Origin of the sequence: Flavobacterium supellecticarium (genome assembly GCF_004801375.1) — a bacterium.
Taxonomy (GTDB): Bacteria; Bacteroidota; Bacteroidia; order Flavobacteriales; family Flavobacteriaceae; genus Flavobacterium; species Flavobacterium supellecticarium.
Map to the genome: position 1 here is coordinate 62,630 of NZ_SSNZ01000002.1, position 24,784 is coordinate 87,413.

A 24,784-nucleotide genomic window follows, 5' to 3' on the forward strand; every position below is an offset into this window, starting at 1 on the left:
AATGAGCGAACAGACAGTAAAACAAGGACATCCAAAGGGACTTTGGGTATTATTCGGAACCGAAATGTGGGAGCGGTTCAACTTCTATGGAATGCGGGCATTGTTAACCTTATTCCTGGTTAACTCCTTAATGATGAAAGAGGAAGAAGCTTCCTTAATTTATGGTGGATTTCTTGGTTTATGTTATCTGACACCTATGTTGGGTGGATTTATTTCCGACCGTTTTTTAGGAAACCGTAACTGTATTATGTTGGGTGGTTCGTTAATGGCCATCGGACAATTATTGCTTTTTGCAAGTGCTACGGTATTTCCAAACAATTTAGAATTAGCCAAAACATTAATGTATGCGGCTTTGGGAGTTATCATTTTTGGTAACGGATTTTTCAAACCGAATATTTCCAGTATGGTGGGAAGTTTGTATCCGAAACAGGAAAAAAGCAAATTGGATACGGCTTTTACCATTTTCTATATGGGGATCAATATCGGAGCTTTCTTAGGACAATTTATCTGTCCGATTGTAGGTGACGTAAAAGATGCCGGTGGAATGCGTGACATCCATGCGTTCAAATGGGGATTCTTAGCAGCAGCTTTGGCGATGACCATTGGTACAGCGGTATTCTTCTTCCTGAAAAATAAATATGTGGTAACGCCGGAAGGAAAGCCACTTGGTGGATTACCGTCAGGACATGATGCATCCGATTTCGAAGAAGGTGAAGCACAAAAAGCAAACTTCTCAACGACCTCATTAATCGTAGCGGTTATCGCTTTTGTAGGATTAGGGTTTTTATTCCATTATGCGGTAGGACAAAACGTAATTTACTCGATGATTTATGCGAGTGGTCTTACGTTAGCCGGATTGATCTTATCAGATAAATCATTAACAAAAATTGAAAGAGACAGAATCTTAGTAATTTATATCGTTTCGTTTTTCGTAATCTTTTTCTGGGCAGCTTTCGAACAGGCGGGATCATCGTTAACGTTTATAGCCGATAACCAGACCGATCGTAACTTCTTCGGATGGCAAATGCCTCCATCAATGGTACAGATCTTTAACGGATTATTCGTTGTAATGTTAGCCGTTCCGTTCAGTATCTTATGGGATAAATTAAGAGCTAAAGGAAACGAGCCGATTTCACCAATGAAACAGGCTTTCGGATTATTATTAATAGCAGTGAGTTATTTTATTATAGCTTACAATGTAAAAGACCTTGGAAACAGTGGTTTATTAGCAATCAAATGGTTAATCTTATTATATTTAATTCAAACATGTGGTGAATTGTGTTTATCGCCAATCGGTTTATCATTGGTTGGTAAATTATCACCAAAACGTTTTGCATCCTTATTATACGGTGTATTCTTCTTATCCAATGCTTCCGGATATGCATTAGCAGGAACATTAGGATCGATCTTACCGGCAACGGGAGATAAATTCAAAAAAGCACAGGAATTAGGAATTGATCTTCAGGCAGTTTTAGATAAAACCGTAACACCAACAGCTGAACAATTAAAATTATTGGCCGACAATCAAATCAGTGCTGAATACCGCGTATTCGCAGGATTTGAAATTCACAACCTATTCGAATTTTTTATGGTATTCGTAGTATTGTGTGGCGTAGCATCAGTAGTATTATTCTTATTAACTCCGGTTCTTAAGAAAATGATGCACGGTGTAAAATAATTTTAATCCCTTTAAAAAGCAGCTATGTGGAATAAACATCCAAAGGCATTGCCATTTTTGTTCCTGTCCGAAATGTGGGAACGTTTCGGTTATTATCTGATGATCGGTATTTTCACGCTTTATCTAAAAGATGTGGAAGCCGGTTTTGCAATGACCGAAAAAGAAGCCTCCGATTTATACGGAACTTTTATTGCATTAGTATTCTTAACACCTTTTTTGGGCGGATTAATAGCCGACCGTTATTTAGGCTATCGCAAATCGATTGTTTTGGGAGGAATCCTGATGGGACTCGGTTATTTCCTGATGGGCGTGCATTCGATTACCGTATTGTATATCGCAATGACGTTGGTTATTGTAGGAAACGGATTTTTTAAACCGAATATTTCGACCCTGTTAGGAAACTTCTATTCCAAAGAAGAATACAAAGACAAAAAAGACGAAGGCTACAACATTTTCTATATGGGAATTAACGTAGGTGCCTTTATTTGTAACTTCTTCGGAGCCGCACTGCAAATCCTGTTAGGATGGCATTGGGCTTTTATGGCTGCCGGTGTGGGAATGTTTATCGGAGTATTCGTATTCCTGATGGGAACCAAGCATTACGCGGGTTATGATCATAAAAAAGGAGTACAGGAAGGGGATATGCCTTTCTGGAAAATCGTATTATTTATCCTGGTACCGTCAGCGGTATTTGGAGTAATCGGATGGTTGCTAAAAGGAGTGGCTTCCGAGTCCAATCCGGACAGTTATATCTTCGGATCCGATAGTACCGATGCCTTTATCTTTGCCTGTATTCCGGTAGTATTGTTTTATTCCAGCTTATATTTTAAAGCCAAAACAGAAGACAAACGACCGATTGCGGCCTTATTAGCCATTTTCGGAGTTGTAATATTATTCTGGGCTGTTTTCAAACTAAACGGTTCGGCATTGACAACCTGGGCCGATCGTTATACCGATCGTCAGACAACCGGTACGACTTCAAAAGTATTTAACGGATTAAAACTGGCTAAGGAAGTCGAATATAAAAAAGATTCGGTCGAATTATACGATGCGCAGTTCCGTTTGCAAAAAGAAAATGGCGTAGTACAAAAAGAAGTCAACTATCCGTTATATTTTAGAAACGTAGCACCCGAAAAATTACCGGCCGAAGGTTCGAAAGTAAGTTTATGGGCCACCAATTTAAGTCAGTCGATTAACCCGGGTTGGGTAATCATTCTCACGCCTTTGGTAGTCGCCTTTTTTACCTTCCTTCGCAACCGTCGTAAAGAACCGTCAACACCAACCAAGATCGCTTTCGGTTTACTGATTTCGGCCTTGTCGGTATTGGTTATGGTTGCTGCGGTAAAAATGGGAGGTAACGGAACCGAAAAAGTAAGCGTATGGTGGTTGGTCGCCAACTATGGTGTGATCACGATCGGAGAACTGTTTTTAAGTCCGATGGGATTATCGGTGGTTTCCAAATTAAGCCCAACCAATATCACCTCGTTAATGATGGGAGGATGGTTTTTAGCAACGTCAATCGGAAACAAATTAAGTGGTGTATTAGCCAGTATGTGGGACACCTACGAAGACAAAACCAACTTCTTCTGGGTCAATTTTAGCTTATTGCTAACCGCATCCTTAATGATGTTTGTGTTGTTGAAATGGTTAAATGCCATTATGAAAGAAAAAGGAATTAATTAGAATATGTATAAAACAGATAATTTAGAAGCAATTCAAAATTTCAAAGGCAAGTACCCCAAACAATTGTGGTACTTGTTTTTTAGTGAGATGTGGGAACGTTTCAGCTTCTACGGAATGAGAGGGATGTTGGTGGTCTTTATGGTAAACCAACTAATGATGAATGGAAAAGTGGCCAACCTGCAATATGGCGCCACACAGGCATTTGTATATGCTTTTACTTTTATCGGTGGATTGTTTGCCGATAAAATCTTAGGATATCGTAAATCGCTGTTTTGGGGCGGACTATTAATGATCGTAGGAAGTGTGATTCTGGCGATCGATCCGAAGCAGTTTTTCTTTTTCGGAATCAGCTTTACCATTGTAGGAACCGGATTTTTTAAACCGAATATCTCAACTATGGTTGGGAAATTGTATAAAGACGACGATATCCGTCGAGATGCGGGATTCTCGTTGTTTTATGCCGGGGTGAACCTGGGTGCTTTAATCGGTGGTTATATCTGTATCGCAGTTGCCAACGGAAGTATGCTAAGTAGTATGGTGCCGGAACATTTGCGTTGGAATGTAGCCTTTGGTTTTGCTTCAGTGGTGATGTTTATCAGTTTGATCACATTTACGCAAACGCAGAAAAGCCTTGGTCCAATCGGACTTTCACCCTTAACACATCTGGAAACATCCAAGAGAAAACGATATGAATACGCAACCTATATCGGATCATTAATCGTATTGCCAATCATCATGACGATGGTGTCCAAAACAGAATACACGGACATCTTTATGTACATTATCGGACCGTGCTCGTTGTTGTATTTGTTTTACGAAATGAAAAACTACTCGGTAGCCGAAAATAAAAAATTATTAGCGGCCTTGGTATTTATCATCTTTTCGATTTTCTTCTGGGCGTTCTTCGAACAAAGTGGTGGATCTTTAAGTCTTTTCGCAGCGAATAACCTAAACAATACCATGTTCGGAATGAAATTCGATCCGAACGGTGTCAACAACTCTGCAAATTCCTTTTTTGTAATTGTCTTTGCGGCTTTTGTTGGAATGGTTTGGTTGTGGATGGCGCGTAAAAAAATCGAACCGAATACCATCGTAAAATTCGGATTGGGATTCCTGTTTTTAGCGGGTGGTTTCTACGTATTTTACTATACAAAATTCTTTGCCGATGTAAACGGTATGACCGGATTAGACCTGTTTACCTTTGGTTGGTTTGTAATCACCTTTGGGGAATTATGTCTGTCGCCGATCGGAATGTCGGTGATGACCAAATTATCACCTGAAAAATTACAGGCGGTACTGATGGGAATGTGGTTTTTGGCCAGTGCTTACGGACAATATTTGGCCGGAATATTAGGTGCCAATATTGCCGAAGCTTCCGAACATGCGACCAACCTTGAAAAATTAAATATCTATGCCGATGGCTATAAGCAATTGGCACTTTACGCCCTGATTGCAGGGATTATACTGATTGTTATTTCACCACTCGTTAAAAAATTAATGCAGGGCGTTAAATAACATACTAAATTAAGCATACCATAATGGCAACAACTTCAGCAAACCCCGATTTTTTTAAAACCAAAGTATTAGGACATCCTTCAGGATTATTCGTATTGTTTTTTACCGAAATGTGGGAGCGTTTTTCGTTCTACGGAATGCGCGTATTATTGGTAAATTTCCTTACAATGGCCATAGCCGGAGTCGATATGCCGGGTTGGGGATGGAGTAGTGAAAATGCCGGAGCCTTATTCGGAACCTATGCCGGATTGCTATACTTAACCCCGATTTTGGGCGGAATGATAGCCGACCGTTATATCGGTTACCGTTGGGCGATTGTAATTGGTGCCGCCATTATGACCCTCGGTCACGCCGCTATGGCTGTAGAAACCGAGTTTATGCTTTACCTCGGATTGGGATTACTGGTTATTGGAACCGGATTCTTTAAACCGAATATGACTTCTATTATTTCGCAGATGTACAAAGACCTGCCGGAAAAAAAGGACGGAGCCTATACCATTTTCTATATGGGTGTAAATGCCGGTGCTTTTTTCGGAATGATGCTTTGTGGTTATCTGGCGGAAAAAATCGGATGGAGTTGGGGATTCGGATTGGCCGGAATCTTTATGTTATTAGGAACATTACAATTCTGGATGGCCAAACCGCTATTCGGAACGATTGGTGATGTACCGGATAAAGCCAAGAAAGATGCCGAAATCGATGCGACCGAAAAACGGAACCCATTTACCACCATCGATAAAATCCTGATTGTGATCACATCGTTAATTGGCGTATTGTATATTTTTAACGATCCGCTATCCAAAATCGGAAAAATCAATATTTTACCACAGGAGTTTTTAGTGTCAAAAGACACCTTAACCGGACCTTTGGTTGTAATTATAACCGGACTGGTGTTGTTCCTGTTTTTGGTAATTAGTCGTATTCTACGATACGAACCTGTGGTACGTGATCGTATGTTTGCGTTTATCGTATTTGCGTTTTTCACCGTTTTCTTCTGGTTATCGTTCGAACAGGCGGCAACGTCACTGGTTATTTTTGCCCGTGATTTTACCGACCGCACACTGGATGGAAATTCACTGGTGATTTTTAATATCGTAAACACCTTACTCACCGTAATTCCACTGGCGATTATTACATGGGTTTTGGTTTTATTGTTTAAACAAACACGATCGCAGATTTTACGTTCGAACATTACTCTGTTTATCTGTTTTGGATTGATGTGGGGCATCGTAATCTGGATGTTATACCGTGAATTCACGAGTACAGCATCCGAAGTGACGGTTTCCTGGTTTAGTATCCTAAACTCCTTTTTTATTATTGTTTTTGCCTCGTTATATACCCGTTGGTGGGATAGTAAATACAACCCAAGTGCGGCGGTTAAATACGGATTGGGACTGATTATTATGGGACTGGGCTATGCCGTATTGGCCTATGGAGCGTCGGTGATTCCGCAGGGTGCGGTAGCCGGAACCGTACGTGTTAGTATGATCTGGCTTATTCTGGCCTATTTATTTCATACCTTAGGCGAATTGTGTCTGGCACCGGTAGGACTATCCTATGTGAGTAAACTGGTACCACCGCGAATGATTGCTTTTATGTTTGGAATGTGGTATCTGGGTATCGCCATCGGAAACAAACTGGCGGCTAGCGTTGGTGGAATGATCGACGATGTGGTGCGCGATTATGATATGACAACCTTTTTCCTGATCTTTACCTTGGTGCCGATTGTAGCAGGTAGTTGTATCATGTTGCTGAATCCGGTGTTGAAAAAATTAATGCATGGTGTTAAATAAATGTTTTAGTACATGAAAAAATTAGTTTTTGTATGCATATTTGCATTGGTTTCGATCTTGACAAACGCACAGGAGACTTCGCTGGAATGGCATACGGATGTTAAAAAGGCGGTACAGCTTTCGCAAAAAGAAAACAAACCTCTTTTTCTGTTTTTTACCGGAAGTGATTGGTGTGGCTGGTGCATCCGATTGCAAAAAGAAGTGTTTTTTCAGCCGGAGTTTGTTACCTGGGCCAAAGAAAATGTCATTCTGGTAGAATTGGATTTTCCGCGGAGAAAAGCATTGGCACCCGAAGTGCAACAAACCAACAACCAACTGATGCAATTATTTGGCGTTAGAGGGTATCCGACGGTATGGTTTGTAAAAGCAACGGAAAAAGAAGGAAAAATTAATTTCGAAAAACTGGGAAGTACCGGATATGTCGCTGGCGGACCGGCAGCATGGTTAACAGGAGCAAATCAAATAATCAAAAAATAAAATAAAAAGCAATGAAAAAAATACTAGTACTATTGTTCCTGACAGTTGGAGCAATTGCTGCCCAGGCGCAGGAAATCAAGTGGATGACGTTTGATGAGGCAATTAAAGCCCAAAAGAAAAATCCGAAACCCATTTTTATGGATGTTTATACCGATTGGTGTGGTCCATGTAAATTATTAGACAAAAATACATTTAGCGACAAAACCGTTGCGGATTATATTTCAAAAAACTACTATGCCGTAAAATTTAATGCTGAAGGAAACTCGGAAGTAAACTACAAAGGCAAAAAATATACGAACCCGACTTTCGACGCGAATAGAAGGGGAAGAAACGGAATCCATGAATTTACCATGTTCTTACAGGTTCAGGGATATCCGTCGATGTTTATCTTAGATAAAAAAGGAGATGTACAGGCACCATTGGTGGGTTACAGAACTCCTGAGGAATTGCTAAAAGATTTAAAAGGTTAATTGATACTAGCAATTGAAAGGAATCCCTTTTTACCGGTAGCGTAAAAAGGGATTTTTGTTTTCCGGCAACTCACTTCCCAACGCGTTGTTTCGCTTTTATAATTCGTACCATCGGCGATGATCAATTTCGGATGTATCTGGTCAATCAGGCGATCCAAATTGATTTTTGGATTGTTGATCAATAGGATGATATCGGGCTTTTCTGGAGTGTTGTATATCCCATCACCATCCACAATCAGAATTTTTTGACCGTTATAGAAAAGCGTATTGTGCAACGGAAGGTATTGGATTTCGGGATAAAACAACCCGCTTCGGTAGGCTTGCAGGTTAAGGTTGGTAGTGATCAGGCTATCGTTGGAATAGACGGTAATACGGTTATGCGTTTTTATCGTGATCAGACTATGTTGCGGTTGCTGAAAAACAACCAGTTCGTCTGTATTTCGAATGTTATATAACGTAAGCCAATAGATAATTTGAAATGCAATCAGCGTCGAAAGGAATCCTATAAATCGCGGGGCATTTCGTTTTTGAAGCCAAATAAAAAAAGCGATCAGCACCATATAAAGTGCCAACAACAATCCAAGGTTAAAAGAAATGTCGCGGAGGATTAGCGATCGGAACGAGGCAATCCAATCAATGTAGCCATTCATGGTTTCGATAAGAAACGACAGTACTTTTCCTAAAAATAAGATGAGATTTCCGGGGATAAAATTAAGAATCGTCAGCAGGATGCCTAAAGTTAAGATCAAGGCAGTTAGCGGCAATACTACCAGATTGGACGCCATAAACAATAACGGAACCTGATGAAAATAGTATAGGCATAACGGTAGTACGCCGATTTGGGCGGCGAACGAAACAAATGCGATTCCAGTGAAATAGCGAACGATCGGGTTTTTGGATAAATGAATTTTCTGAAAAAGGGTGTTCAGAGCAATAATGGAAAAAACGGCCATATAGCTCAGTTGAAAACCAATGTCGAAAATATAATTGGGTTTTAAAACTACCAGGAAAAAAAAGGAAACCAAAATACCCTGATAGCGATTGGCCGGTCGGTTTAAAAAAAGCCCTAAGCCGATACAACTCAACATCGTCACCGAACGAACCACCGAGGCCGAAAATCCGGTTAGCAAGGCATAAAACCAAAGAAGCACTATTGGGATCAGGAGTTGTAGAATTTTACCATTTTTAATCCTTTTTAGCGGCTTTGTCAGGAAAAGCAGGATTCCGTATAAAAGTGCGATATGAAGTCCGGAAATGGCGAGTATATGTGCCGTACCGGCATCGGCATAGGCGGAGGTCGTATCGCGATCCATATCCTGTCGTTGTCCCAATACCAAAGCATTGATGATATGCTGCGTTTCCGGTTTAAAATGATGTTTTTTAAAACCCTCGAGTAACCGATCGCGATAGGTTGCAATCCGACTCAAAATACCATTGGAATGACCGGTTCGTTTAAAATTGTTCGCGTTAAGATAGACCTGATGGAATACATTCCGTTTGGCCATATAATCGGCATAATTAAACTGAAAGGGATTTCTGTTTTTCGGTAAAGAAGCGACGGAATCATGGATCAGAATTTCGGAGCCCGTTACAGGTTTGTAGAGGACGATGGTTTTGGGAATATAGAGCAAAAGCGTTCCGTTTGCCTTTTGAGAATTAAGCTCGGCTACCTTAAAAAGATACTTTTCGAAATCGGTACTATTTTTTAGCCGTTCTGTGATTATTCCCCGAATGGGATAATGTCCGGAATGAGGAAGATAATGACTATAATGTTTCGACTGATTTGGTGCATAATGGAGGTGATGACTCCAACTTCCGCAGCAAAAAAACAGCAAATAAACACTAAGGCCAAAATAGTTTTTCTGTATAAAATGCCGATTGGAATAGCCATAACAAATACAAAACAGGACAAATGAAATTGCAAGGGCTATAAAAAGAGCGATTGTGTCCGGTTTTGTATAAAAATCGACTACAATTCCGGATACAAAGCAACACGTAATTCCGAATATGGGATATCGCAATACCTTCATGGAAACAATAAGGTATTGAAAAATAGCGAAAAATAAAAACCGGGATTAGTTCACCACTCGGTTGGCCTGAACAAAAGAACGTTCGTAATAGGGCTCTTTGGTTGACGAAATGATCACACCGCTGGACGTTGAGGAATGGATGAATTTTATTTCATCTTCGACCACTTCTACCACCAGTCCGACATGATTGATAACCCGTCTGCCGTTGGTTTTAAAGAAAACCAGATCCCCGCGTTTAATATCCTTAAATTCGAGTTTTTCGCCCACTTTGGCCATGTCGTTGGAACTTCGGGGTAGTTCCATGTCAAACGAACTAAAAACAGCCGTAACCAATCCGGAACAATCCATTCCTTCGCGGGTTGTTCCGCCACCGCGGTAACGGACACCAAGATAATCCATCGCGCTGTTGGTTAATTGTTCGGCCAGATAACTTTCGTTTTCATTGCTCACAATGATATCATTTTCCGGAACATCACTGTCTACAATTTTTCGTTTTTTCGTATTCGTTTTTTTAGATTCGGACGGTTTGGCGTTTTTATCGGAAACGGCTACAGTTTTGGATTTTGTTCTTTCGGAATAGGTGTAAACTCCTTTTTTTTCGGCTTCTTTTTTAGAAGTGATAATGGTAGGAGCGGCAGTTTTACAGGAAACCACCAGAAATAATAAAACCAATACTTGTATAACCTTTCTCATATCTTCAAACGCTTTTCAACAAAATTAGGGAAATAATTTTTTGGGCTTATGTTAAATTATCCATAATTAAACGGGCCGTTTTGTCGCTTGCACCTTCTCCGCCGAGCTTTTCTTCCAGCAAATCATAAGCAGCCAATACTTTAGAACGATGATTCGGCTCTAATATTTTATGCAGTTCCGCTTTAATTTTTTTAGGATTGCAATCGTTCTGGATCAATTCGGTTACCACTTCCTGATCCATGATCAAATTGACAAGTGAAATATATTTGAGCGTAATAATGCGTTTAGCAATCTGATACGAGATCCAGTTTCCTTTATAGAGAACGACTTCCGGCACTTTAAAAAGCGCGGTTTCCAGGGTGGCGGTTCCGGAAGTGACCAGTGCCGCATGTGCTACACTCAGCAAATCGTACGTTTTATTCGAAATAAAATGCACCCTTTTATTCGTGAGAAACTGTTTGTAAAATTCAAAATCCTGACTCGGCGCACCGGCAATTACAAATTGATAGTCCGGAAAACTATCGACAACCGATAGCATTTCGGATAGCATTTTTGAAATTTCCTGTTTCCGGCTACCGGGTAATAATGCAATGATCGGTTTGTCGTCCAGATCGTGTTCTTTTCTAAATTTTTCGGTATCGGTTTTTGGTCGGTTATGAATCGCATCGATTAATGGATGACCAACAAAATCGACCGGATAATGGTGTTTTTTCTCGTAAAAATCCTTTTCAAACGGAAGAATCACATACATTTTATCCACATCGCGCTTAATAGCATGAATACGGTTTTCTTTCCAGGCCCAGATTTGTGGCGAAATGTAATAATGTGTTTTCATACCAAGCGCTTTCGCCCATTTGGCGATACGCATATTAAAACCAGGGTAATCGATAAAAATCAGCACATCCGGTTGAAAAGCCAGAATATCGGCTTTACAGATTTTAATATTATTGAGGATCGTTTTCAGATTCATAACAACCTCTGCAAAACCCATAAAAGCCAGATCGCGGTAATGTTTTACCAATGTTCCGCCGGCTTGTTGCATCAGATCACCACCCCAAAAGCGGATTTCGGCTGTGGGATCGTGTTGTAAAAGAGCTTTTATCAGATTGGAACCGTGCAGATCGCCCGAAGCTTCCCCGGCAATAATATAGTATTTCATGTTGGTACGATTATAATAGAACGGTTAGAATGGCTAAAAATAACGTTGCCAGTACAACACCGCGTGCCATTTCTTCTTTCTGAAATTTTAATAAAATAAAAAAACAAATCAGATTAGCAATAGCACCCAGCGTGATTACTTTTCCGGATAAATGCTGTTGTCGGATAAAATGCAAGCCTTCAATACTGCGGATATCGGTAAACAACAACAGAAAAAGTCCGGCGCCAATACAGGCGGCCACAATACCGATAAGAAACCCGATGATAAGATCTTTTTTAGTCATAATGTTTTTAGGAATTAAGATTCCAGGTATTCAGTTGCTGGATGGCATGGTGCGCTGTTAAATCAAATTGAACCGGAACTACGGAAATATAACCGTTGGCCAAGGCCCATTCGTCGGTATCTTCACCTTTATCCTGATTGATAAATTCGCCGGTTAACCAATAATAGTCTTTTCCCTGCGGATTGGTTCTTTTGTCAAAACGCTCTTCCCACATGGCTTTTGCCTGGCGACATACTTTGATTCCTTTGATTTCGTCTACCGGTAATTTTGGCAAATTCACATTTAGAATAACACTGTCAGGTAATCCTTTTTCCAGTACTTCCAGTGTGATCTTCTTTACAAAAGCCTTTACCGGTTCAAAATCGGCATTCCAGCTAAAATCGAGTAACGAAAAACCAATGGCCGGAATTCCTTCGATACCGGCTTCTACCGCAGCACTCATCGTTCCCGAATAAATAATATTAATAGAAGAATTCGAACCGTGGTTGATTCCTGAAACACAAAGATCCGGTTTGCGCTTTAAAATTTCATGTACGGCAATTTTTACACAGTCAACCGGAGTTCCGGAACAACTGTATTCCATATCCAGATCGGCATCGATTTTGACTTTTTCGATATGTAGCGTATTATTAATGGTGATAGCGTGTCCCATAGCCGATTGCGGACTGTCGGGCGCCACTACAACTACATCACCAATCTCTTTCATGACAGCAATTAAAGCACGTATTCCGGGCGCAACAATACTATCGTCGTTGGTTACCAGAATCAAAGGTTTTTTGTTCATTTCGGGCATTTTTTTAACTTTCGCTAAAATACGCAATTTCTAAATTTGTTCTGGTACAATTTTTGATTTTTGAAATTTTAAGAAAGGGCTGATGATTCACTAATAAAAAGAAACCTTTAACAAAAAATTATCCGTATATTAAGAGAGTGGCGCCCTTTTTTATGTAATTTAGTTGAAAAATAGTAATGAATACTTTTTGGCAGTTTATGAAGAGAAATTATAAGATTGTATTGTTGATAACCGCTTTGTCAGCAATACTTTGGAGTTTTATGCCCACTAAAAAATCAGATCCGGAAAAAGACCGTCTTTTACTGGAATTACTGACATTTGTGTTGGAAAAAGGGCATTATGATCCGGTGCAGATGGATGACGCGTTTTCAAAAAGTGTTTATAAAGAATATATTTCGGCACTCGATCCGTCGAAACGATTCTTTATCCAGTCGGATATCGATGAGTTTTCGAAATACGAGACACAGATTGACGACATGATCCGTAATAAGGATTTAACCTTTTTTGACCTTACGTATACCCGTTTGATGGAACGAATGGGAGAAGCGAAAGGTATTTACAAAGACATTCTGGCACGTCCGTTTGATTTTAATACAGACGAGCAAATCAATCTGGATTATGACAAACAGCCGTTTTCCAAAAATAAACTGGAATTAAAAAACCGTTGGGAAAAACAGCTAAAACTCAATGTATTGTCTTCTGTAACCGATAAGCTGAAATTACAGGAAAAAGAGAAAGAAGATAAAGGGATCAAAAAAGAAGGAACAACAGCCAAAAAAGAGTCTGATTCGAAACCAAAAACCATGGAGGAATTGGAGAAAAGTTCCCGTGAAACGACCTTAAAATCGTTGGATGAGTATTTTGGATTTATTGCGGAATTGGATCGTGATGATTGGTTTTCAGTGTATCTGAATTCGATTGTAGAACGATTTGACCCGCATACCTTCTATTTTGCGCCAGACGATAAAGAGAAATTCGACATCAGCATTAGCGGAAGTCTGGAAGGAATCGGAGCGCGTTTACAAAAGAAAAATGACTATACCGAAATTACCGAACTGATACCTGGCGGACCGGCATGGAGAGGAAAACAATTGGAACAGGGTGATGTGATCATGAAAGTTGCTCAAGGGAATGCAGAGCCGGTAGATGTGGTTGGAATGCGTTTGGACGATGTGGTGAAAAAAATTAAAGGTAAAAAAGGAACCGAGGTTCGTCTGACCGTTAAAAAAGTAGACGGAACGATCAAAGTGATTCCAATTGTCCGTGAGGTAGTTGAAATTGAGGAAACTTATGCCAAATCATCGATCGTGAAAAAAGGGGATATGACGTATGGTATTATCAATCTTCCGAAATTCTATATCGATTTTGAGAATAAAGATAAAAGAGACGCTTTTAAGGATGTGGCTCAGGAAATTGAACGCCTTAAAAAACAAAATGTTCAGGGAATTGTGATGGATCTTAGAGATAATGGAGGAGGATCGTTACAAACCGTTGTAGATATGGTTGGTTTATTTATTGATCAGGGACCAGTGGTTCAGGTGAAATCGGCTAACGGTAAAAAAGAAGTATTATACAACAAACAGTCAAAAGTACACTGGGACGGACCGTTGGTGGTGATGGTGAATAATTTCTCAGCTTCAGCATCCGAAATTTTTGCGGCAGCCATTCAGGATTATAAGCGCGGTGTAGTGATTGGAAGCAAACATACCTATGGAAAAGGAACGGTACAAAATGTTATCGACCTGAACCAGTTTATCCGAAGTAACCCTTATGGTGACTTAGGTGCGTTGAAAACAACTACGCAGAAATTCTACCGTGTTAACGGAGGTTCTACGCAACGCGAAGGGGTATTAAGTGATGTCGTAATGCCGGATCGTTATTCGTATATCGATATGGGTGAGCGTGATATCGACAATGCAATGCCGTGGGATAAAATTGACCCAGCGAATTACCAACCGGTAAAAGGATTGGATTTTACAGCAGCTATAGCAAAAAGTAAAGAGCGTATGGCGACAAATGAGCAATTCAAATTGATCGATGAAAATGCCAAATGGATTAGTTCCCGTAAGGATATGAATACGTTGAGCCTTAACTTTAACAAGTTCCGCGCTGAAGAAACAGCAGTTGAAAATACCGCGAAAAAATTCAAAGCATTGGCCGATTATAAAAACAATCTGTCCTTCGGATCCTTGCCATATGAAAAAGAAATGTTTAAAAATGATACCGTTTTGGCTCAGAAAAGAGAGCGTTGGCATGAAAGCCTAAGTAACGATGTATATGTAGATGAAGCTTTGAACATTTTAAACGATATGAAAAATAGCGGCAAAGATGTTAAAGGAACCATCACATTAAAAGACAAAAAAAATAAAATAGTTGATAAAGTAAATTAATGAGTTTATCAAATCAATCGCTTACTGCTTTAGCGCTCCAGAAATTCCGTAGGAATTTTTGGGGCGTTTTCAGTTTTGTATTTATAGCTGTACTGGTTTTTATTTCCATTTTTGGCTATTTTTTAGCACCGGATAGTACTAAATATGCCAACTGGGGTGATCTGGCAATTCGTTCGAAAGAACCCGGATTTAAGGTGACCATGCTACAGGTTCCGTTGGAAAACCAACCCGAAAGCCATTGGTATGATTATTTTACGGGGCATCCGGAAACGGTGATGCAAAAACCGATCAATACTTATAAAATAGCAAACGACAGCTTGTATTTCGACGAGTATTCGGACGATAAGAGTATTGTTATTTCCGATAAAATTCCGTTATCTGCTTTTGGAAAAGCGGTTGATAAAAAAACGATTGAAAAAGAATTTGTCTCCGAAAGGAAATTCCTTTTAGGAACGGATAATCAGGGACGCGATTTGCTTAGCCGTCTGATTATCGGATCGCGGGTTTCGATAGCCATCGGGTTTGTAGCCGTTTTGATTTCATTGGTGGTTGGGATTTTCTTCGGTGCTTTGGCGGGTTATTACGGCGGAAAGATCGATGCGATGGTGATGTGGTTGATCAATGTAATCTGGTCGATTCCAACCTTGTTGTTGGTTATCGCGATTACATTGGCACTGGGAAAAGGATTCTGGCAGGTTTTTGTAGCCGTAGGACTTACCATGTGGGTCGAGGTTGCACGTGTGGTCCGCGGCCAGGTTATGGGAATTAAAGAAATGCAATACGTAACCGCGGCACGTGCCTTAGGCTATACCAATAGTCGGATTATATTCCATCATATATTACCAAACAGTATGGCACCGGTGATCGTAATTTCGGCGGCCAATTTTGCCTCGGCGATTCTGGTCGAAAGTGGATTAAGTTTTTTAGGATTGGGCGCACAATTACCGGTACCAAGTTGGGGTGCTATGATCAAAGATAACTACAACTATATCATCCTTGGAAAACCATATCTGGCAATTATTCCGGGTGTGGCCATGTTGCTACTTGTTTTGGCCTTTATGATGATCGGAAATGCCTTACGCGATGCACTTGATGTAAAAACGTAAAACAAAAAAGCCTTCATGTGAAGGCTTTTTTGTTACGCATTAGGATTGAGATTTTTCAGGTTTAATTGGGCTTCCTGTAATTCAATTTTGCGCTCTTTATTTTTGTTGGTTAGCTTTAACAGCTTTTTCTTCCATTTGATATCTTCTTCGGGAGTAAGTTTGTCTTTGTCTTTTAAGGTTTTATACTTTGCAGCCTGTTTGTCCAAATCCTTCTGACTGTCGGCTAATCTGTCAGTCGCTTTATGAACGTTTTTCTGAGCCTTTTCGATATCTTTTTTGACTTTTTCGGCTTTTTGCAATTCTTTGGCCAGTCGTTTTTGTTCTTTTTCGGCCGCTTTACGCTGTTTTTCGGCTTCTTTAAGCGCTAATTCATGTTCTTTAAGCTTTGCTTTTTCCAGTCGCTCTTTTTCTTCTTTGATCTTTTTTAAATCGTCAAGACTTTGTGTTAGGTGGGTTTCGGCATTGTTGCTAACGGTTTCTTTCGAAATTTCCTGTCCAAAACTAAACTGTGTTGAAATAACAGCTAGTGCAACCATCAATTTTACTTTCATAGATACTACTTTTATTAATTTTAAAAGGGTTATAACTATTTATTATCTTTACAAATGTAACAAAAATCAAGCCATGCCTGTAGTAATAGCGATGAAACGACCTGTATTTCTGATAAAACTCTTTTTCGTGTTTGTTTTCTTTTTTTCGTGTGATAAAAAGACACCCGCAATACCGGATACCGTTTTGTCTGAAGTGTCAGAAAATGGAATTGTGGCTTCGAAAGATACCGTGGCAACAACTTTTAGAACGACGGATTTTGATTATTTCCCGACATCAACAACCGGAGTGGTGATCAACCATGAAGCGTATTCCTTTTCCTATGCCGAACCCTATGAACAGGCAGAATGGGTAGCCTATACACTAACAAAAGATGATTTGTCCAACAGGGACTTTAAGCGTCCGTTGTTTACTGAGGATAAAGACGTAAAATCGGGTTCGGCAAGTTGGCGGAACTACAAACAATCCGGTTATGATAAAGGGCATTTGTGCCCGGCTGGTGATCGGAAAAAGAATTATAAAATGTTTGAAGAAACATTTCTAACCTCTAATATTTCACCGCAATTGCATCACTTTAACGATGGTGTCTGGAACCGACTGGAACAAAAAGTACGGTATTGGGCTACAAAATATGACGGATTATATGTGGTGACTGGTGGTGTTTTGTCTGAAAATTTAAAAACCATCGGAAAAGAAAATGTCGCCGTACCAAATTATTTCTATAAGGTACTGATGACCCAAAAAGGCGATAAAATGATCGGATTTCTGGTTCCACATGCTGTAAGCGACCGACCGTTATACGAATTTGTAGTCGATGTAGATACGATCGAAAAACTCACCGGAATCGATTTCTTTCCGCAATTACCGGACGCTATCGAAAATAAATTTGAAAAAAACAGCGATTATAAAGCGTGGAGTTTTAATTAGGCTACCACTCGTTTACTTTGTTGGCATCCATTTTCAGGAATACAAACAATAAAATGGTAAACGCCCATAAACTCGATCCACCATAGGAGAAAAAGGGTAGTGGTACTCCAATGGTTGGAAACATCTTGATTAGCATCGAAATATTTACAAAAAAGTGCGTAAACAGGAAGGTTGCGACACAATAGCCATACACCCGACTGAATTTTGTTTTCTGATGTTCGGCAAGATAGATAATCCGCATAAAAAGAGTTACAAATAATACGATTACAACCGAAGCACCGGCAAATCCCCATTCCTCACCAACGGTCGTGAAAATATAATCGGTATGCTGTTCCGGTACGAAACCTCCTTTGGTTTGGGTTCCTTCGAGATAGCCTTTGCCAAGCCAGCTTCCGGATCCAATGGCAATCATCGACTGATTCAGGTTATATCCTTCACGCTGCATGTTTACATCTTTTCCTAGAAGTACATTGATACGGTCTTTTTGGTGGGCCTCCAATACGTTTTCGTAGACATAATCCACTGAAAACACAAATCCCGTTATCAATACAAAAATAATCCCGTAAACAATAGGATTCCGGTTGATACGACGGTTAAAGATATAATGGATGATCATTATAATAAGTGCCAGTATAACGATAAATACCGGTTTAACAATGAGTGCCAGAATAAAGAGGGCGATGGCAATAAAACCGGTCCAGAGATACCAGCTTGGCAATCCTTCGCGATATAATACGAACACCAATGAAATAAAAATCATGGCACTACCGGCATCGGGCTGTAAAAGGATCAAAACAACCGGAAATCCAAATACGGCCAGTGCAATTAACTGGTGTTTAAATAGTTTGATATTGATCTGAGTGTCACTGAGTAACTTAGCCAAAAGTAAAGCGGTGGCCGTTTTTACGAACTCAGACGGCTGGAAACCGAAACCGCCAAACTGGTACCAGTTGGTTTGTCCTTTAATGGTCTTACCAAAGGCAAATAGCCCGAGGAGGAGGACAATACCAAATGCATAAAAAACAATAGCATACTTTTCGAATATTTTGGCATCCACAGAAAGTATGGTGAAAATCAACGGGATGGTAAGCATAATAAAAAGCATTTGCTTGCCGTAGGTCTGACTTAAATCAAATATGGAAGTTTCCTCAAGCGGTAACGAAGCCGAGTAGATATTCATCCACCCCATGATCACCAATATAATATATATAAGTATGGTAATCCAATCGATATTATTCGCTACGCTCTGATTCTTCATTATCGGTTATTGATTGTAAAAGGTACACCACTGGTTACCTTGTCGTATTCATGTTGTAAACTGCCTTCCAGCATTCTTTTTTCCAAATCGGTACGGGTAATGGTCTTTTTTAGATATTTCTCAATCATCAAACTGGAAATAGGCCCGGCCCAACGGGCACCCCAATAACCGTTTTCGACCAATACAGCGATGGCGATTTTCGGATCGTTTCGCGGTGCAAATGCTACGAAAACCGAGTGGTCGGTTAGCTGTACTCTTTTTCCGTTGATTTTGGTAAAGTTTTCGGCCGTACCGGTTTTACCGCAAATCTCAATTCCTTCTACACGAAGACTGGCTGCAGTTCCCATATTGTATACGTCGAATAAACCATCGATCACTGGTCGGAAATATTGTTTGTCGATAGACGTAATGTGTTTGGTCGTAAACTTTTTGTCGATCTTATGCTTTTCAATTTTTTTGATTACGTGAGGCGTATAATAATAGCCTTCATTGGCAATTGTGGCCATCATATTCGCCAATTGAATTGGTGTCATGGTTACCTCACCCTGTCCGATGGAATTGGAAATAATGGTCGTACTTTTCCAGCCACCGTTTGGATACCAGCGGTCATAATAACGCGAAGTCGGAATATGTCCTTTTCTTCCCGGTGGAAGATCGTAACCCATAAAATTCCCCAATCCGAAACTCTTCATATGTGCACTCCAGGCGTCCACACCAAAACGGGGTTTATTGTATTTTTCGATCGTTCGTTTGAACACATTGGCAAAATAGGCATTACAGGATTTGTAAATACCGTTATGCAATTTGATATTTCCGCCCGGACAGTGGCATTTCATAAAAGCACCTCTACCGTAGGAAAATCCGTGATGACAAACAAAGGTTGTATTTTCGTCGATTACTTCTTCCTGAAGACCGGCTAGACCGGTTAAAATTTTAAAAGGCGATCCCGGCGGATATTCAGCCAAAAGTCCGCGGTCGTAAAGCGGTTTTGCAATCGAATCGTTATACAACATGGTATAATTCTTAGAACGCTCGCGACCTACCAAAATGGCCGGATCATAGGATGGAGCGGTCACCAAAGCGAGGATTTCACCGGTTTTGGGTTCGATCGCAACAATACCACCGCGTTTGTTTACCATTAAAGCTTCGCCATACTTTTGAAGCTCGGCATCGATGGTTAAGGTGATGTCTTCACCCTGAACGGCAATCGTATCGTAAATACCGTCTTTATAAGGACCGATTTCGCGGTTAAAACGATCCCGCTGTATGTATTTTACACCTTTGGTACCGCGTAAAACCTCTTCATACATCTGTTCTACACCTTGCATACCGATCAAATCCCCGCTTTTGTAATACGGTTTCTTTTTGATGATGTTATCGTTTACCTGTGTGATATAACCAAAGATATTGGCACCGACGGTCACTTGATAGTCCCGTAAAGAACGTTTCAGAATCTCGAAACCGGAAAATTTCCGGATCTTTTCCTGAAAAGCAGCGTATTCCATTTTGTTTAACTGTGCGATAAACACCGATGGGAGCATCGGACTGTAAACACGTGCTTTTTCAATTTTTTTGATAAAATCTTCTTTGGTAATATTAAGTAGATTACAAAATTCCAACGTGTCGATATTTTTAACGTCTTTAGGCGTTACCATAATATCATATGACGGCTGATTTGCTACCAATAGCTGACCATTACGGTCGTAGATGTAACCGCGTTCCGGATATTCGTATTTGATTTTGATGGCATTATTATCCGATTTTTGAATATAAGAATCGTCTAAAATCTGCAAATAAAAAAGCCTTGCCATTATCAGCAGTGCTGCAATAACAATCAAACCGGGTAATAAAAGTTTTCTCATCGTTTGCTAGGCTTAATTAAATAAATAATTATGATGCAAAGCAGTAAGGTAAATATAGTGCTTAGTAAAGTTCGCAATAAAATATCCCAAATAAAATTAAAACGGAATATTTCTAATAAATATAATACTAAATGATGGGTAACTACCGCAATAAGAATAAACGAAAAACGTTCGGGTGTCAGTTTATCGGTTATTTTAACCGTCTGGTATTCGTAGCTTACCCCGAATGAGAATTTAAAAAAGGTTGGTCTGAAATAGGCCAGAGTTACACAGGCTGCAGCATGCACTCCTCCGGAATTGGAAAACATATCCATCACAAGTCCCAGAAAGAAGCTGGCAACCAGCAAACCGGCTTTACTACCGTTTACCGGATATAAAATGATAAAAAGAATATACGGATACGGATTGATAAAACCCAGAAAGTCGATGTTGTTAAAGATAACAACCTGTATAGCGAGCAGCACGACAAAGCGTAAGCTATTTGTGATAAACGTACTATTCATTTTTTGTCTCTTCTTCTAATTTCTGGATTTCCTGTTTTTTTAGGTTTTCAATTACATAGACATGGCCTAAATTGGTCATATCGTTAAATAAACGAACGTTCAGCGTATAGTAATTGGTTGCCTTGTCGATATACACTTTATCAATAGTACCGATAGGAATATTTTCAGGAAAAATTTCCGAACGACCACCGGTAACAATAGTATCGCCTTTACGTACGGAAGCCAGACGAGGAACGTCGATCAACTGAGCAAAACCTACATTTTTCCCGTTCCATATCAGGGACCCGAAGTGGTTCGATTTTTTAATCTTGGCATTGATCTGCGATTTCACATTCAGAATACTTTGTACGGTCGAATAACTACTGGATGTTTTTTCGATAATACCGACTACGCCCAAACTGTTTACGACACCCATATCCGGTTTAATACCGTCCTGTTGTCCGCCCAATAAGGTCAGGTAATTTTCTTTACTGTTAAAAGTATTGTTGATTACCTTGGCATTATACACTTTTACATTTTCGATTCCGGACGGTTTCGGTAAGGCACTTCCGGCTGTTAAGGAATCGGTATTGTTAAAAAGCAGTTTTTTCAACTGAGCGTTTTCATTGGCCAGCTGGTTGTTTTGTTCGCGAAGGTTCAGATATTCTTTAACGTTATTGATCTTTTCGTATACAAATCCGGTAAACACATTCGCCGAACTGATATAACGGCTTCTGTGATAGGAATGGGATTGTATGGTCAATGATAAAGAAATGCCCAAAAGCAGCAAAAACAGTAACCGGTTACTGTTTTTTAATATAAAGTTAAAGATTTGCTGCATGAATTAGTTCTTTATTTGATAAGAATCCCTTTGAATTTCTGAATATTTTTTAATGCCATTCCCGTTCCTCTTACAACGGCTCTTAATGGATCTTCGGCGATATAAACCGGTAAATCCGTTTTTTGAGAGATACGCTTGTCAAGTCCTCGTAACATCGATCCTCCACCGGCCAGATAAATACCGGTATTGTAAATATCGGCGGCTAGTTCGGGCGGTGTTTGTGATAAGGTTTCCATAACCGCATCTTCAATACGCTGAATGGATTTATCCAAAGCTTTTGCGATCTCACGGTACGAAACGTCCACCTGTTTTGGCTTTCCGGTTAACAAGTCACGTCCCTGAACCGACATTTCATCCGGCGGCGTATCCAGGTCTTCCGTAGCGGCACCGATAGCAATTTTGATTTTTTCAGCGGTACTTTCTCCAACAAAAAGGTTGTGTTGTGTTCGCATATAATATACGATATCATTGGTAAACACGTCACCGGCAATTTTAACCGATTTGTCACAAACGATTCCGCCTAAAGCGATTACGGCGATTTCGGTAGTACCTCCTCCGATATCGACAATCATATTTCCTTTCGGCTGCATAATATCGACCCCGATACCGATAGCCGCAGCCATCGGTTCGTGGATCAGGTATACTTCTTTTCCATTAACCCGCTCACAGGATTCTTTTACCGCACGCATTTCCACTTCCGTAATACCGGAAGGGATACAAACCACCATTCGCAAAGCCGGTGTAAACATTTTTTTCTTAAGCGCCGGAATGCTTTTGATGAACAAACTGATCATTTTTTCCGATGCGTCAAAATCAGCAATTACACCATCCTTTAGAGGACGTATGGTTTTGATGTTTTCATGAGTCTTACCCTGCATCTGGTTTGCTTCTTTACCAACAGCAATAATTTTCCCAGAAACACGATCACGAGCAACGATAGATGGACTATCAACGACAACTTTGTCATTGTGGATAATAAGGGTATTTGCGGTACCTAGGTCAATCGCAATATCCTCAGTCATGAAATCAAAAAATCCCATACAAAAAAGGGTTTAATACATTTATAAATAATTAGCCTACAAAAATAATAAAATTAATGTTTAAAATGACGAACTCCGGTAAATACCATCGCAACTTTATTTTCGTTGCAATAGTTGATACTCAGTTCGTCTTTTATAGAGCCACCCGGTTGAATAACAGCGGTGATACCGGCATTTTTTGCCAACTCAACACAATCCGGGAAAGGGAAGAAAGCATCGCTTGCCATCACCGCTCCGTTTAAATCAAAATGGAATGAGTTTGCTTTTTCTACAGCCTGGCGTAAAGCATCCACTCGGGAAGTTTGTCCGGTTCCGGATGCGCATAGCTGTTTGTTCTTTGCAAAAACAATAGTGTTTGATTTGGTGTGTTTACAGATTTTTGAGGCAAACAGTAAATCTTCAATTTCCTGTTCTGTAGGTGCTGTTACTGTAACGGTTTTTAAAAGCTCTTTATTGTCTGTAATATTGTCTTTATCCTGAATTAACATTCCATTAAGACAGGTGCGTACCTGTTTTGTAGGTAATTCTACATCGTTTTGGATCAGGATGATTCTGTTTTTCTTTTCTTCTAAAATAGCGATCGCTTTTTCGTCATATGCCGGAGCAATTACCACTTCGCAAAACAACTTGTTGATTTCTTCCGCAGCGGCTTCGTCAATTTTTCCATTGGCGATCAAAACACCACCGAAAGCCGAAGTCGGATCACCGGCTAAAGCATCCAGATAGGCTTCTTTCATCGTTTTACGCGTCGCTAATCCACAAGCATTGTTGTGTTTTAGAATCGCGAATGTCGGATCGTCGTTTTTAAACTCATGCATCAGATTTACAGCCGCGTCAACGTCCAGAAGGTTGTTGTACGAAAGCTCTTTTCCGTGTACTTTGGTAAACATTGCGTCGAAATCACCAAAGAAATACCCTTTCTGGTGTGGGTTTTCGCCGTAACGCAATATCTGACCATTGGCTACACTGGCTTTATAAACCGTTTCATCGGTATTGAAATAGTTGAAAATAGCACCGTCATAATGCGACGAAACATGGAACGCTTTGGTAGCCAAAAGGCGTCTTTCTTCTAGTGTAGTTGCTCCGTTTCCGTTCGTGATCATGTCAAGGAATAACGCATATTCGTTTACCGATGCTACGATAACGGTATCTTTAAAGTTTTTAGCCGCCGCACGGATCAGGGAAATACCACCGATGTCGATTTTTTCGATAATATCGGCTTCGCTGGCTCCGGAAGCAACGGTTTTTTCAAACGGATATAAGTCAACAATAACCAGATCAATTTGTGGAATTTCGTATTCCTTCATCTGTTGTACATCGCCTTCGTGATCCTGACGGTTTAAGATTCCACCGAAAATTTTCGGATGTAACGTTTTAACGCGTCCGCCTAAAATGGAAGGATACGACGTTACATCTTCCACAGGAACTACCGGAATACCTAGATTTTTGATGAAATCTTCGGTTCCACCGGTGGAATAAATAGTCACCTTATGGTCGTGTAATTTTCTAACGATAGGTTCCAGGCCGTCTTTGTCGAATACCGAAATTAAAGCCGATTGAATGGTTTTTGTTGTGTTCATTGTGTTGTTGTGTTTTTTAAAGGTGCAAAAGTAATTATTGTTATACTAACATTCAAAAGAAAGGGCATGAGATTTTAGTGTTTTTTGATTTTTTTTCACGGTTTCTGATCTGATTCACAGCTTTATTGGGAGCAGAACTTTAAGCAATGGAAGATAATCGGATAAGGGTAGACTT

At 40.0% G+C, this 24,784-nt stretch carries 21 protein-coding genes; 9 read left to right on the forward strand and 12 right to left on the reverse strand.

All coding sequences use genetic code 11. The annotated features are described in order from the left end of the window. The first annotated feature begins 1 nt into the window (after position 1). The 6 genes from E6C50_RS05025 to E6C50_RS05050 are packed head-to-tail and all read left to right on the forward strand — an operon-like array spanning position 2 to position 7,616. Positions 2-1,678 (forward strand): peptide MFS transporter, encoded by a 1,677-nt coding sequence (locus E6C50_RS05025; RefSeq protein WP_136402129.1) that lies wholly within the window; start codon positions 2-4, stop codon positions 1,676-1,678. A 24-nt stretch (positions 1,679-1,702) separates the two neighbouring features. Beyond that, positions 1,703-3,361: a peptide MFS transporter gene (locus tag E6C50_RS05030; RefSeq protein ID WP_136402130.1), complete on the forward strand. Its 1,659-nt coding sequence runs from the start codon at positions 1,703-1,705 to the stop codon at positions 3,359-3,361. Between the two features lie 3 nt (positions 3,362-3,364). Next, positions 3,365-4,876: a peptide MFS transporter gene (locus tag E6C50_RS05035; protein ID WP_136402131.1), complete on the forward strand. Its 1,512-nt coding sequence runs from the start codon at positions 3,365-3,367 to the stop codon at positions 4,874-4,876. 23 nt (positions 4,877-4,899) lie between these two features. Next, the gene (locus tag E6C50_RS05040) at positions 4,900-6,669 is read left to right on the forward strand and encodes a peptide MFS transporter (RefSeq protein WP_136402132.1); all 1,770 of its coding nucleotides are present in this window, start codon (positions 4,900-4,902) and stop codon (positions 6,667-6,669) included. 12 nt (positions 6,670-6,681) lie between these two features. Then, complete coding sequence (locus E6C50_RS05045) at positions 6,682-7,146, forward strand: thioredoxin family protein (RefSeq protein ID WP_136402133.1); 465 nt, start codon at positions 6,682-6,684, stop codon at positions 7,144-7,146. Between the two features lie 11 nt (positions 7,147-7,157). After that, on the forward strand, positions 7,158-7,616 hold the full coding sequence (locus E6C50_RS05050; RefSeq protein ID WP_136402134.1) for a thioredoxin family protein: 459 nt from the start codon (positions 7,158-7,160) through the stop codon (positions 7,614-7,616). On the opposite strand, the gene E6C50_RS05055 is transcribed toward E6C50_RS05050, so the two are convergent. Genes E6C50_RS05055 through surE form a run of 5 tightly spaced genes read right to left on the reverse strand, consistent with a single transcriptional unit; the run spans position 7,613 to position 12,565 of the window. Further along, a complete protein-coding gene (locus tag E6C50_RS05055; RefSeq protein ID WP_136402135.1) occupies positions 7,613-9,646 on the reverse strand; it encodes a ComEC/Rec2 family competence protein in 2,034 nt (677 codons plus the stop codon). The genes E6C50_RS05050 and E6C50_RS05055 overlap by 4 nt on opposite strands. Before the next feature lie 45 nt (positions 9,647-9,691). Beyond that, positions 9,692-10,339 carry a C40 family peptidase gene (locus E6C50_RS17950; RefSeq protein ID WP_230978960.1) on the reverse strand — a complete coding sequence of 216 codons (648 nt, stop codon included), beginning with the start codon at positions 10,337-10,339 and terminating at the stop codon, positions 9,692-9,694. 46 nt (positions 10,340-10,385) lie between these two features. Then, complete coding sequence (gene lpxB / locus E6C50_RS05065; RefSeq protein ID WP_136402136.1) at positions 10,386-11,498, reverse strand: lipid-A-disaccharide synthase; 1,113 nt, start codon at positions 11,496-11,498, stop codon at positions 10,386-10,388. 10 nt (positions 11,499-11,508) lie between these two features. Next, entirely contained in the window at positions 11,509-11,781 is a 273-nt protein-coding gene (locus tag E6C50_RS05070) for a hypothetical protein (RefSeq protein WP_136402137.1), read from the reverse strand. Positions 11,782-11,788: 7 nt separating this feature from the next. Next, positions 11,789-12,565: a 5'/3'-nucleotidase SurE gene (surE, locus tag E6C50_RS05075; protein WP_136402138.1), complete on the reverse strand. Its 777-nt coding sequence runs from the start codon at positions 12,563-12,565 to the stop codon at positions 11,789-11,791. 185 nt (positions 12,566-12,750) lie between these two features. On the opposite strand from surE, the gene E6C50_RS05080 reads away from it, so the two are divergent. Further along, positions 12,751-14,964 (forward strand): carboxy terminal-processing peptidase, encoded by a 2,214-nt coding sequence (locus E6C50_RS05080; protein ID WP_136402139.1) that lies wholly within the window; start codon positions 12,751-12,753, stop codon positions 14,962-14,964. Beyond that, a complete protein-coding gene (locus tag E6C50_RS05085) occupies positions 14,964-16,070 on the forward strand; it encodes an ABC transporter permease (protein WP_136402140.1) in 1,107 nt (368 codons plus the stop codon). Before E6C50_RS05080 ends, E6C50_RS05085 begins: the two co-directional genes overlap by 1 nt. 32 nt (positions 16,071-16,102) lie before the next feature. On the opposite strand, the gene E6C50_RS05090 is transcribed toward E6C50_RS05085, so the two are convergent. Further along, entirely contained in the window at positions 16,103-16,621 is a 519-nt protein-coding gene (locus E6C50_RS05090) for a hypothetical protein (protein WP_136402141.1), read from the reverse strand. A 73-nt stretch (positions 16,622-16,694) separates the two neighbouring features. Between E6C50_RS05090 and E6C50_RS05095 the strand changes: the two genes are divergently transcribed. Further along, on the forward strand, positions 16,695-17,546 hold the full coding sequence (locus tag E6C50_RS05095) for a DNA/RNA non-specific endonuclease (protein ID WP_230978961.1): 852 nt from the start codon (positions 16,695-16,697) through the stop codon (positions 17,544-17,546). Position 17,547: 1 nt separating this feature from the next. Here E6C50_RS05095 and rodA read toward each other — a convergent pair whose 3' ends face one another. Genes rodA through purH form a run of 6 tightly spaced genes read right to left on the reverse strand, consistent with a single transcriptional unit; the run spans position 17,548 to position 24,609 of the window. Then, positions 17,548-18,804: a rod shape-determining protein RodA gene (gene rodA / locus E6C50_RS05100; RefSeq protein WP_136402142.1), complete on the reverse strand. Its 1,257-nt coding sequence runs from the start codon at positions 18,802-18,804 to the stop codon at positions 17,548-17,550. Beyond that, positions 18,804-20,666 (reverse strand): penicillin-binding protein 2, encoded by a 1,863-nt coding sequence (gene mrdA, locus E6C50_RS05105; RefSeq protein WP_136402143.1) that lies wholly within the window; start codon positions 20,664-20,666, stop codon positions 18,804-18,806. Before mrdA ends, rodA begins: the two co-directional genes overlap by 1 nt. Next, entirely contained in the window at positions 20,663-21,169 is a 507-nt protein-coding gene (locus E6C50_RS05110) for a rod shape-determining protein MreD (RefSeq protein ID WP_136402144.1), read from the reverse strand. Before E6C50_RS05110 ends, mrdA begins: the two co-directional genes overlap by 4 nt. After that, positions 21,162-21,989 carry a rod shape-determining protein MreC gene (gene mreC / locus E6C50_RS05115; protein WP_136402145.1) on the reverse strand — a complete coding sequence of 276 codons (828 nt, stop codon included), beginning with the start codon at positions 21,987-21,989 and terminating at the stop codon, positions 21,162-21,164. Before mreC ends, E6C50_RS05110 begins: the two co-directional genes overlap by 8 nt. Positions 21,990-22,000: 11 nt before the next feature. After that, on the reverse strand, positions 22,001-23,029 hold the full coding sequence (locus E6C50_RS05120; RefSeq protein WP_136402146.1) for a rod shape-determining protein: 1,029 nt from the start codon (positions 23,027-23,029) through the stop codon (positions 22,001-22,003). 53 nt (positions 23,030-23,082) lie between these two features. Further along, positions 23,083-24,609: a bifunctional phosphoribosylaminoimidazolecarboxamide formyltransferase/IMP cyclohydrolase gene (purH, locus tag E6C50_RS05125; protein ID WP_136402147.1), complete on the reverse strand. Its 1,527-nt coding sequence runs from the start codon at positions 24,607-24,609 to the stop codon at positions 23,083-23,085. Positions 24,610-24,784: the final 175 nt, after the last annotated feature.